Origin of the sequence: Actinocorallia longicatena (assembly GCF_039534125.1) — a bacterium.
GTDB classification, from domain to species: Bacteria; Actinomycetota; Actinomycetes; order Streptosporangiales; family Streptosporangiaceae; genus Actinocorallia; species Actinocorallia longicatena.
In genome coordinates this window covers 44,901-55,753 of the sequence record NZ_BAAAUV010000021.1, presented here as the reverse complement: position 1 = coordinate 55,753, position 10,853 = coordinate 44,901, and the positions used below count along the sequence as shown (strand labels likewise).

Here is a 10,853-nt window from a genome sequence, read left to right as displayed (position 1 = left end):
CGACCCTGGAGCGACATGTCCACCTCCGACGCAGCCCCCGCCGTCTCGCGGGGCAAAGGCCTGCCGACCTATGTCGTGCTCGACGTCTCCAAGTCGATGGAGGCCCATGAGGCGCTGCTCAACAAGACGCTGGAGGAGATCCTCGAGACCCTCTACTCCAACCCGCGGATCTCCGAGTTCATCCATCTGTCGATCATCACCTTCAGCACCAGGCCGCACGTCGTCCTCGGCATGACGGGGATCAGCGACCTGACCGGGGTCCCGACGGTCCAGTGCCGGGGGACCACCAACTTCGCGCCGCTCTTCGAGCTCCTGCGCGAACGCATCGACGTCGATCTCCAGCGGCTGCTGGCCACGAGGATCACCCCGCTGCGGCCCGTGGTGTTCCTCCTGACCGACGGGGCGCCCGCCGACCGCCCGTACGAGCGGTGGACCGAGGCGCTGAGCGGCCTCACCGACCCGTCCTGGAAGCCGCACCCGCACCTCATCACCTACGGATTCGGCGAGGCCGTCGAGTCGGTGCTCAAGCAGATGTCGACGGTCGCGGCGTTCATCGCCGACCCCCGGCAGGGGACCAACAGCGAGGCGCTGTCGTCGGCGCTGGCCAGCCTCCTGAACTCGCTCGTCGCCTCGGTGCAGGCGCAGCGGCTGCTGGTGCCCGAGGAGGTGAAGGGGTACCGCTCGCTTCCGCTGGACCCGATCGAGTATTGAACGGCCTGTGCCTGACCCTGGAGGCGGAGGGCGGGACCGAGCGTCCGCCTCCTCGCCAGGCCGCCCGCGCGGCGGTCTCCCGGGTCTTCGACACCGCCCTGCACCGCAGCGGGCTCAACGGCCCGTACACCGGGCACGGCCTGAACGGGCTGCTCATGGTCGTTTCCGGCGCCCGGGTCGACGCGCTCCCGACCCTGATCAGGGAGCTCGACCGGGTGCTCGCCGCCGAGAACACCGGCGTGTCCGGCACCGGCAGGCTGCGGCTGCGGCTGGCGCTGACGACGGGACTGCTCATGCCGGGCGCCGCCGGCATCGCCCGGTTCGCCCTCGCCGAGGGCTCCCGCATGGTCGCCGGCGACGCGGTCAGGTCCGCCCTGCGGTCCGCGCCGGGCAGCGACCTCGCCGTGATCGCCTCGGATCCGTGCTTCCGCGAGGTGATCCTCCGCTGGAAGGACCGCTCCCCGGCCTCGGTCTGGCGGAGGGTCCGCCCGCAGGGGGTCCGCAGCTCCACCGCGTGGCTCCACCTTCCGCGCAGGCTCCCGGCGCAGGTCGCGGTCCGGGAGCCGGCGCGGCCGTCCGGGCTCGGCTGCGCGACGCTCGTCGAGCTGGCGTGCGCCGCGAAGGCCCGCGGTGAGGACAGGCGGGCGGACCGGTGCCTGAACGAGGCCGCGGAGGCCGATCCCGGCAGCCCGCTGCCGCTGATCGTGCTGGCGCTGTGGGAGGCGGAGGCCGGCGACCCCGACGCGGCCCGCCGCCTCATGGACGCCGCGCTCGGCCGGATCGGTCCGGGCGTGGAGGCCGACGTATTGCCGGAAATATTCGAAACACTCCAGTTCGCGACCGGTGTGAGGGCAATAATGGAGGTGCTAGCGGAGAACGGATTCGACCCGGACGGTTGCTAGATGTTCCCTCAGACCCCTTGGCCGGATTCCTCCTACATGGGATTCCTGGCGCCGGAGGCCCGAGACGCGCTTCGCGGGCTCGGGCGCATGAAGCTCTACGAACCCGGGGAGACCCTCGTCCTCCAGGGCGAGCCCGGAGACGTGGCCTTCCTCATCCTCTCCGGGCGGGTCAACGTGACCGTGGTCGTCGAGAACGGGGCGGAGTCGCTCCTGGCGATCCGCCACCCCGGCGACATCGTCGGGGAGCGGGCCGTCCTCAACGACGAGGCCCGCATGGCCACGGTGACGGCGCGGATCCGCACCAGCGTCCTGGTCATCCCGGGCCGCCGGTTCAAGGACTTCCTCGGTGAGCATCCCGGAGCCGCGATCGCCCTCGCCTCGATGGCGAACTTCCGGCTCAAGCAGTCCAACACCTACCGCGCGGACGCCATGGGGTACGCGGTCAACGCACGGCTGGCCCGCACGGTCCTCTACCAGGCCGAGCTGTTCGCCAAGAAGGTCGACGGGGAGTTCAGGCTGGACCTGCTCCAGGTGGAGCTGGGCATGCTGATCGGCGCCCAGGAGGGCACCGTGCAGAAGGCGTTCAAGGGCGACGCGCTCCGGGACCTCGTCGTCAGCCGGCGCGGGCGGATCTTCATCAGGGACGTGGTCGGGCTCGCCGAGATCGCCGACATCCCACCGCCCGCCCGGCTTCTCGCCGCGGGCTGAACTTATCGACCCTGTCCGGATTTATTCGGGTAACGACCCGGGCCCAGCCCGAAGAATGGGCGCACTCGAGTCACAGGAGAGACCCATGTCACTTCCCCGCAGAGCGCTGTGCGGCGCCGCCGACATCAAGGGCTGGAGCTCGCGGCTGGTCCCCGAGCAGATGAGAGCGCAGCAGAGCCTGGTCGACGTCGTCCACGCCGCCTGCCGTGAGGCCGGTCTCCCCGAGGAGATCCTCCAGAACAGCGGTGACGGAGTGTTGATCATTCCGCCGAGTGACATCGACGAGACGAGGGTCATCCCCGATCTGATCCGCGGGATGACCATGGCGCTCCGCCAGGAGAACAGGCTCCTGAGCGAGGCCGCGCGCATCCGGCTGCGGCTGGCGCTGACCAGCGGCATGGTCACCCCCGGCCCCGCCGGGTTCGGCGGGGGCACGGTCATCGAGTGCTTCCGCCTGCTCGACAGCAAGCCCGCCAAGGCGGCCCTGGAGGACTACCCCTCGGCCGACCTGGCGGTGATCGTCTCGGACTACCTGTACCGGGACGTCATCCGGCACGGCTTCCGCGACCTGCGCGCCGACTCCTTCTGGGCCACCCGGAGCGAGATCCCGGAGAAGGACTTCATCGCCGACGCCTGGCTCTACGTCTCCGACCGCAAGGGCGGCCCCGGCCCCTCGGAACCGTGCCCCCGGTGCGGATGAGGGAACGGCTCACGAAAGCTGGTCGGCGGCGAGCAGGCCCACGCAGACGAAGACGGCCAGGAGGATCAGGACCCACGCCATGGTGCGCAGCACGGAACGCCGTCCGGCCGGCTCCATGACGTCCCCGTCGTCGAAGTACTCCTCCTCGGCCACCGCGGGCCGCTGCACCGCGGGCTCGACCGCCCGGGGCTCCCACCGCGCCCGGAGGCTCCTGTCGTTGCGGACGTAGAGGGCGTCCCCCACGACGAGGACGCGCCAGAGCGTGGCCTTGCCGCGCAGCAGGTTCGAGGCGTTCTCCAGATCAGCACCGGCGCACAGGGCCTCCAGCAGATCGCAGACCGCGCCCTGCATCGCGGGCAGGAGCAGGTCGCGCCGGACCGTCCGGCTCTCCAGGTTCTCCTGCACACAGCGCACGATCATCCACGCGAACTTGTACAGGTCCGTCCTGATGGTGAAGGCCTCCTCGCCGGGCGTCTTCCAGATCTCCGGGTCCTGGGCGACGAAGGCGGGCGTACCGAGCAGCGGGACGCACGAATCGCAGTCGATGAGCAGGACCCGCGCCCCGTCGGCGGAGAACAGGGCGTTGCGCGGCTGGAGGTCGCCGATGGCGTAGCCCCGGTCGTGCAGCCAGCGCATCGTGTCGAAGTACCCGCTCAGGATCGCCAGCTTCTGCGGGATCTCGTAGTAGGGGAGGCCGATCCGGCCGGCGGCGTCGGGCGGCCGGGCCAGGCCCTCCAGATGGCGGGGCCGCGTCTGCGTCTTGGTCCGCCCGGCGACGGTCTCGAACATCTCCGCCGAGGCGGGCGGGATCAGCACGCCGTTGATCGCGGTGTCCTTGATGACCGCGGCCCGCGGCCACGCGCACCGGGCGTCGAGCTCGGCCCGTTCCTCGGGCCCCAGCATCCCCCGCATCATGATCAGTTCTTGCAGGGGCATCGGCCGCAGGCTCTGCTGCACCTCGTCGGTGTAGGTCTTGAGGAGGTAGATCTCGCCGTCCGGGGCCTTGCAGCGGAACAGCCCCGAGGACTGCCCTCCACCGGTCGAGAACCGCTCCATGATGATCAGGTCGTCGAACTCGACGAACAACGGGAGACCGGTCACTTCACCTGCCTGTCGAAGGCGCCCTGCCAGAGCGCGACCACGGTTCTGTCGTCGTCGAACGTGGCGCTCTTGAACTCCACGTCGCGCAGGAAGCTCAGCAGCTCGGGCGGCCGGCGCCAGGCCTTCGCGAGGTCGTCGCGCAGCGAGTTGCCGCGGCCCAGGCCCCGGGCGAAGCCGTCGGTGGCGAGCATCAGCACCTCGTCGCGGGCCCAGCCGTGTTCGAGGGTCCGCAGATCGCCGAGGTCGGCGGGCAGCGCCGCGGTCGGGTCGTTCCCGGAGTCCGAAGAGGAGCCGGACGGGCCGAGGATCCCCTCCCACTGCCCGGTGCCGCCCCGCAGCAGCAGCGCCATGGAGTCGCCGATCCCGGCGACGAAGACCGTGTCGCCCGGACGCGCGTCGGCCGGGGCGACCATCGCGACGACCGTCGTGCTGGGGAGCGGCTTGCGGTCCGTGCCCGGATAGCCGTGGACGGACTTCCTCGCGTCGCCGACGTCCGCCGCGACCTCGGAGAACACGGCCCGCCAGCCCGCCGGGGTGGGCCCGTTCACCGCGTTGCGGAGATGGAGCCCGAGTTCGCGGATGGTCGACGCGACCGCGGTCCTGGCCGCGACCTCCGCGTAGGCGGAGCCGCCGACCCCGTCCGCGATCACGGCGATGATCCAGCGCCGGTCCTCGGAGGGCAGGACCATGAACGCGTCCTGGAGCGGCTCGCCCCTGCGCATGTGCGAGCGTCCGCGCCTGCTGGCGGCCCGGACCGTCACGTTCTGCCACATGCCGTGCTCGGCCTGGACGCTCGGCTGGTCGGACAGGACGCTCGCGGGCAGCAGCACCGACACCGGGCTCGGCGTCCTGCCGACATAGCGGGGCTCCAGCCCGGACGCGCCGGACGGGGCCCGGATCGCCCGCGGTTCGGAGTGCTGGGGGACGGCCGGCCGATCCGGGCCGGTCATCCGTCCCAGCCCTGCGGGTACGGCGAACGGGGCATGGGCGATCACTCCTCTGATGCCGTTCAGGAGGCACGCGCCGCTGGTGAAGATGCAGACGATCTGCAGGAAGGTCATGGTGACGCCCAGCGCATGCCGTCCGGGACGCGCAGGGACAGTTCCCCCTTGGCGACCGAGGAGGTGATGCTGACGAACAGGGTGTCCATGAGCGCGGTCAGCACCGTGACCACGCTGACGCCCCCGTCGGCGACGAACGCCAGCGGACGGCCGTCCTGCTCCGTGGCGACCTTGCACAGGATGTCGCCGCGGGCCTGGCCGAAGCCGAAGGCCACGATCTGCGGGCGGGAGCTCAGCCCCGCCAGCCGGTCGCGGCACTCGCGCCACACGGGCTCGGGCTGCTCTGCCCTGCCGACGTAGGGGATGCCGTCGGTGAGGAAGAAGACCACCGGCCGCTTGAGGTTGTAGGAGGCCTTCAGCCGGGAGCAGTCCCGCTCGATCAGATCGCTCAGCAGGGTGAACGCCGAGGCGTAGTTGGTCTGCTGGCCGGGCTCGAACGCCTTGAGGTCGGCCACCTCGGAGGGCCGGGTCAGCCGCAGGATCACCTGCGGGCTGCTGTGGAAACCGACGACGCCGACCCAGGTGGCGTCGCTGATGGCCGGTTCCGTCTGGATCTGCCAGAGCAGCTCCGGCACGGCGTCGCCGAGCATGTCGAGCGGAACCTGGGCCGCCCCCGGATGGAAGCCCGGATCCCACATGCTCTGCGAGACGTCGCAGACGATGTAGAAGGGGAACGCGCGTTCCCGTCCGTCGAAGTCGAGCAAGGTCGTTCCTCCTGGAGGGGGAGATCAGCAGGCGAGCGGCGTCTGGGTGGGGCCGTCCACGAAGGTGATGGGGCTGTCGGGGCTGTTCTGGTGGATTTTGATGAGGGTGGTCAGCAGGGTGTAGGCGAAGGTCTCGGCGCAGTCGAGGTCCTTGTGCTGGACGCGTTCGAGGTTGTCCGCGGCGTCCTGCCAGTAGTCCTCGGTACCGGCGGCCGAGGTGCAGGCCTGCTTCAAGCCGTTGTAGAGGGGCGAGTTCTTCCCGAGTTCGTTGATCTTCACGCACTGCCGGGCGTTCATGACCTGGAACCAGGCCGGGCCGGGCTGCTGTTTCTTGTTCGAGGCACCGGCCGGTCGTTCCGCCTTGGGCCAGCGCATGGGGACCGCGGGCGGGCCGGTGGTCACCGGCGGTGGCGTGATGATGGTGGTGACCGGGGAAGGGATCCAGGGCGCCGTCGTCGGTGTGACGACCGTCCCCTGGGCGTTGCTCGCGGGTTCCTTCGTGGGGCGTGCGACGGTGAAGGCGCCGATGAGCAGGGCGAAGGACAGCGCGATCCAGGCCCACGACCGCAGCAGTTTCAGGTTCACCGGTGTTTCACCCTTCGTCCGTTCCGTAGATGACCCGGCCGCGCCGCACGTTCCCGCCGTAGTCGGCGTACAGGCGGAGGCAGCGCAGCACCCGCCCGGACTGCCCGGGGGAGTGGGCCGGGACGTCGTCCTCGGTGAGCTCCTTGATGTCGCTGTAGCGCCGGGCGGGCTCCCGGACCTTGGCCTGTTCCCGCAGGGCCTGGGCGTGGGCGAAGACCAGGCGGCGGGACCGGGCGGCCAGGAGGTTCCACCAGCTCGTCGCGTGGGTCGACGGGCTCAGGTGGGTGACCGAGCACAGGGCCTCGTCGACGAGGACGAGGGCCCGGAGCGCCGCCAGCGAGGAGGCGGGTTGATCGGAGAAGTCCTCGATCCGGGCGAGGAGCTCGGCGCGGTAGCGGGCGCGGTGGGCGGCGTCGCGCAGCGGCCGGGGGCCGCCGGTGAGGCTGCCGAAGGAGTAGAGCGCCGGGTCGGCCTCGCTCAGCGCCAGGACCTGGGAGGCCAGTGCGCCGAGCGTCCAGCCGTCCGTGCCCGGAGCGGCACCGCGGACGGCCGCGGCGACGTCGGCGGGCAGCGGCGCGTGCGGGGTGCCGACGAGTTCGCGGACACCGAGGTCCCGGTTGCCGGGAAGGAGCGTCTCGTGCTCCTCGCCCGGCACGAGATGCGCCTCGGGGGGCCCTGCCCCGATCAGCGACTGCGAGGCGCGCCGCCACTCGATGGCGGCCTGCGCGGGCAGCCTGAGCAGGGAACTGGTGAACGCCTGCCAGCGCGCGGCGGGCATCCCGGGGAGGGACTCGCCGGGCGGAAGACCCTGGGGGGTCTCCCTGACGTAGTGGCGGTAGAGGTCCTCCAGCGGATCCTCGTGCACGACGGCGACGGCCCGGCGCGGGGCGGTCCCCAGGACGTCCTCGAACACGAGGCGCAGTTCCCGGTAGGCGTCCGTCCCCGGGTCGTCCGGCGTCTCACGGGCCGTGGATTCCAGGGCCCGCGCGGTCAGGCGCAGCCCCGACCGGAGCACCTCGGCGAGCTCCGACCCCGGCACGGCGAGCAGCTCTCTCAGCGGGTCGTTCACTGCGCACCGCTGAAGGGATCGAGAACCCTGTTGATCTCGGTGTTGTTCTCCTGGAGCCGATGGCTGAACACGGCACCCTCGTCGTTCTCGACGTCCAGCAGCGAGGAGACCGACGCGAACGGCGGGCCGCCCTCGTGGATCCGGAGCGAGCCGTGCTCGTCGAGCGTGACCCAGCAGGCGATCCCGATCGCGCTCGGCGCCGGCCGCGCCTCACCGAGCAGGACGGTCTCCCCGGTCGCCGACGACCGGAGATGGAAGGTCCACCGGCCGTTGCGGGGGACGGCCGGAAGCGGCTGCTCCGAGAGCAGCCCCGGACGCCCCTCGGACCGTGCCCCGCCGAACCGGAACCGGTCGGTGAGCAGATGCTCGGCCGCGGGGAACTCGACCGGGACGTTCTTGAAGACCGTCGGGCCGTGCGCCGGGCTGTTCACCGGCATGTTGACCTTGAGCTCGAAGGTCTCGGGCCCCTCGGCGGCGTCGGCGCGGGCCCGGCCCAGCCTGGCCGCGGCCTCCGCCACGTTGCCGAGCGGCGGTCCCTCGATCACGTAGTGCGGGACCGGGCCGCGCCACAGGTGCAGGAGGGGCTTGAGGTCGTACCCCATCTCGAGCATGGTGTTGATCTGGCCGGGCCAGACCGACCTGTCGGCGTCCGCCCCGGGGGGCAGATGGTCGCGGTAGGCGAAGGTCCCCCAGCGCGGACGTTCGGGATCGCCCTCGATCTCCCGCCGGATCTCGTAGGTGTCGGTCAGGTAGGAGCTGGGACGGCGCACCCGGGTCCGGTAGCGCTCGTCGACGATGTGCAGCTCGTCGCCCGCGCTGAGGACCACGCTGGTGTCGGCGGCCCGCTGCCCGGCGCGGACGAAGGTGCTCGGCAGGTTGCGGAAGAGGTTGTCGACGTCCACGTCGATCACGGTGTAGCCGTGCTTGAGTTCCTCGGCGGCGCTGGAGGGGTCACGGTGCCCGTACTGGCGCAGGTTCTCCGCCCAGCACGCCCCGATCGAGGTGGCGTTCTTGGCGTACTCGTGCTCGACCGTCACCGTGTGCCCGGACCCGCCGCTCCCGAACTCCTCGGCGAAGACCCTCTCCACCAGCGGGAGCCCGCTCGCCTTCCCGGTCAGGATGAGCTCGTCGAGACGGTCCCCGGTGTCCCTGAACCGCTGCTTCACCAGCCCGTCGGCGAGCTGGACGATCTGGGAGATGACCGGGCGGGCGAAACTCTCGAACCGCTCGACGGTCAGGGACAGCGCGCCGGGCGAGGCCCCCGGCCAGTTCCGCTGGCCGGGGGCGCTCTCCAGGGCCCGGACGATCTTGTCGAGCCGGTCGGCGGCCACCTGGTGCGAGCCGCCGGGCTCGAGCCCGCCGAGCGCGATCTTGGCGGCCTCGGCCTCGTTCCACAGCAGGCGGAAGGCCTCCAGCCGCTCGGGACTGTCCGCCCACTGGGTGGGGACGATCTCCTCGACCAGATCGGCCAGCCAGCTCTCCTGGGGGAGCTCGGTCGACAGCTTGGTGAGGAGGCTGCCCCTCGCGTACGCGCCGGACGCGTCCAGCAGGACGTCCGGGAGGGTCGGGGCGAAACGGCCGGAGTCCAGGCAGAGCAGGGCGTCCGCGAGGGCGGTCTTCAGCCAGTGGAAGACCAGGAGCGTCAGATGGTTGCCGCCGAGCTGCGCCCGGCCGCTCGTGCCCCTGAGCTTGGGCAGGATCGTGTAGTAGCGGCCGGTGAAGCGCTCGTCCGCGCCGGGGAGCGACGGGGTGCGGTCCTCGAGCGTGAAGGTGATGAGCGCGATGTCCGTCGTCCCGCCGCCGACGTCCACGACCAGGACGTGCCGGTGCCACATCCCGGTCGTCCCGGGGACGGGCCGCGACCGGGAGCGCAGGCTCTCCACGCCGAGCTCGGTGCGGGCGCCGAGGTCGCGCATGAGGAAGAAGAACGCCGCGCTGACGGCCTCGTCATAGCGGGTCTCCACGTACTTGACGTCGAGGGCCCTGCTGACCAGGGCCGGCAGCTCGTCCCTGACGTGCAGCGACGCCATCGCCGGATAAGTGACGATGATCTCTCGGATCGGCCGGGAGTCCAGCCGCACCCGTCCCGAGGCGTTCTGGACGAACCGGTTGGTCCTGTCGCACAGGTCCCGGTACGTGGCCGCGACGATCTCCGCGTAGGTGATCGGCCGTCCCTCGGGTGAGGCCAGGGCCGTCTCGCCGAGCCGGTCGAACTTCTCCTTGAGCCCGTTGAACGTCCACATCTCCCCGTCGTTGCCGCGGGCGCCGAGCACCTGCGCCCCGACCCGCACCTTGAGCGGGTCGAAGTCCACCAGCTCGGCCCGGCTCGGCACCTCGCGCAGATCCCGGGCGGGTTCGAGGACGACCTGGTGCAGCGACCACGTCTGGAGCGGCGGCACGTTCAGGGCCCGGTCCCAGCAGCGGTGCAGGGCGTGGCTGAGCCAGCCGCGGAGCCGCTCGTCGGAGAACTGGCTGAGGAGTTCCAGCTGGCGCAGCAGTTCGAAGACCGGAGTGCCGCCGTCGGGGATCTCGAGGAGGGCGGTCAGGGCCTTGACGGGCCCGGCGCCCAGACGGTCGCAGCGCAGCTCCTCGACCGCCTCGGCCAGGAGGTCGTGCCACAGGCTGCTCAGATCCTCGCCCACAGGGCCCGACGGACGGTCCGCGACGAGCCGCCTGACCTCCGAGCGCAGCGCGTCGAGCTGGGCGTCGGGGAGTGGTTCCGGCCTGCTGTACTCGCGGTCGAGGAGCGTCACCGTCGATCCGCTGGTCCCGAAGTCGATGGCGGCGAAGCCGTGGTGGCCGTCGCGCGGCGGATCGTCCGGCTCGGGCACGGGCGGGAGCGCGGTGACGCTCGGGGACTCCCGCTCCGGCTCCCGCTGCGGAGGCGGGGGCGGGGGCGGCGGGACGACCGGCTCGGGATCGAAGTAGAGGTCGAGCGACATGGGGGAGGCGAAGACGCTGCCGCGCACCTGGCGTCCCACCTGGTCCTGCTCGATGTGCACCAGCCGCAGCATGAGGTTGATCGTGCGGCCCGGCGGGACCAGGGCGGCGTCGATGGGGGGACCGGCGACGGTCGAGACCGTGGTGATCTCCGTGGCGGGGATCGACGCGGTGTACCCGGTTCCGATCAGCGCCGCCAGCTCGGCCGACCCGTCGACGCGGGCCTGGCAGTTCTCGAGCAGGACGGGGCCGTCATCGGGCATCACCCACAGGTCGGGCAGCCGGTAGACGCCGTCCTCCGGCCGGAGCCGCAGGGGCGACTCCTGCTGCCGGGCGCTCAGGGCGCCGAACGTCACGCGCAGGGCCATGGCT

Annotated in this window: 10 protein-coding genes; 4 read left to right on the top strand and 6 right to left on the bottom strand. The window is 71.5% G+C overall.

Annotated elements, in window-relative coordinates; translation table 11 throughout:
- Nucleotides 1-15: 15 nt before the first annotated feature.
- The 4 genes from ABD785_RS30845 to ABD785_RS30830 all read left to right on the top strand — a co-directional run bounded on the left by ABD785_RS30845 (nt 16) and on the right by ABD785_RS30830 (nt 3,021).
- The gene (locus ABD785_RS30845) at nt 16-711 is read left to right on the top strand and encodes a vWA domain-containing protein (RefSeq protein ID WP_344835388.1); all 696 of its coding nucleotides are present in this window, start codon (nt 16-18) and stop codon (nt 709-711) included.
- The gene (locus ABD785_RS30840) at nt 708-1,613 is read left to right on the top strand and encodes a hypothetical protein (protein ID WP_344835387.1); all 906 of its coding nucleotides are present in this window, start codon (nt 708-710) and stop codon (nt 1,611-1,613) included. Before ABD785_RS30845 ends, ABD785_RS30840 begins: the two co-directional genes overlap by 4 nt.
- Nucleotides 1,614-1,700: 87 nt before the next feature.
- Entirely contained in the window at nt 1,701-2,321 is a 621-nt protein-coding gene (locus ABD785_RS30835; RefSeq protein WP_344835386.1) for a Crp/Fnr family transcriptional regulator, read from the top strand.
- Between the two features lie 85 nt (nt 2,322-2,406).
- On the top strand, nt 2,407-3,021 hold the full coding sequence (locus ABD785_RS30830; RefSeq protein ID WP_344835384.1) for a hypothetical protein: 615 nt from the start codon (nt 2,407-2,409) through the stop codon (nt 3,019-3,021).
- A gap of 9 nt (nt 3,022-3,030) precedes the next feature.
- Here ABD785_RS30830 and ABD785_RS30825 read toward each other — a convergent pair whose 3' ends face one another.
- The 6 genes from ABD785_RS30825 to ABD785_RS30800 are packed head-to-tail and all read right to left on the bottom strand — an operon-like array spanning nt 3,031 to nt 10,849.
- Nucleotides 3,031-4,122 carry a hypothetical protein gene (locus ABD785_RS30825; protein WP_344835383.1) on the bottom strand — a complete coding sequence of 364 codons (1,092 nt, stop codon included), beginning with the start codon at nt 4,120-4,122 and terminating at the stop codon, nt 3,031-3,033.
- Entirely contained in the window at nt 4,119-5,183 is a 1,065-nt protein-coding gene (locus ABD785_RS30820) for a protein phosphatase 2C domain-containing protein (protein ID WP_344835381.1), read from the bottom strand. Before ABD785_RS30820 ends, ABD785_RS30825 begins: the two co-directional genes overlap by 4 nt.
- Complete coding sequence (locus tag ABD785_RS30815) at nt 5,180-5,887, bottom strand: vWA domain-containing protein (protein ID WP_344835380.1); 708 nt, start codon at nt 5,885-5,887, stop codon at nt 5,180-5,182. The genes ABD785_RS30820 and ABD785_RS30815 overlap by 4 nt, the downstream gene beginning before the upstream one ends.
- Nucleotides 5,888-5,911: 24 nt before the next feature.
- Nucleotides 5,912-6,472, bottom strand: coding sequence for a hypothetical protein (locus ABD785_RS30810; protein ID WP_344835379.1), 561 nt, complete (start codon nt 6,470-6,472; stop codon nt 5,912-5,914).
- 7 nt (nt 6,473-6,479) lie between these two features.
- A complete protein-coding gene (locus ABD785_RS30805; RefSeq protein WP_344835378.1) occupies nt 6,480-7,541 on the bottom strand; it encodes a hypothetical protein in 1,062 nt (353 codons plus the stop codon).
- On the bottom strand, nt 7,538-10,849 hold the full coding sequence (locus ABD785_RS30800) for a hypothetical protein (RefSeq protein WP_344835377.1): 3,312 nt from the start codon (nt 10,847-10,849) through the stop codon (nt 7,538-7,540). The genes ABD785_RS30805 and ABD785_RS30800 overlap by 4 nt, the downstream gene beginning before the upstream one ends.
- Between the last annotated feature and the right edge of the window lie 4 nt (nt 10,850-10,853).

Excerpts from the sequence above, each read along its gene's own strand:
- ABD785_RS30830 (WP_344835384.1), top strand. The coding sequence starts at position 2,407 with ATGTCACTTCCCCGCAGAGCGCTGTGCGGCGCCGCCGACATCAAGGGC.
- ABD785_RS30845 (WP_344835388.1), top strand. The coding sequence starts at position 16 with ATGTCCACCTCCGACGCAGCCCCCGCCGTCTCGCGGGGCAAAGGCCTG.
- ABD785_RS30800 (WP_344835377.1), bottom strand. The coding sequence starts at position 10,849 with ATGGCCCTGCGCGTGACGTTCGGCGCCCTGAGCGCCCGGCAGCAGGAG.
- ABD785_RS30835 (WP_344835386.1), top strand. The coding sequence starts at position 1,701 with ATGAAGCTCTACGAACCCGGGGAGACCCTCGTCCTCCAGGGCGAGCCC.
- ABD785_RS30820 (WP_344835381.1), bottom strand. The coding sequence starts at position 5,183 with ATGACCTTCCTGCAGATCGTCTGCATCTTCACCAGCGGCGCGTGCCTC.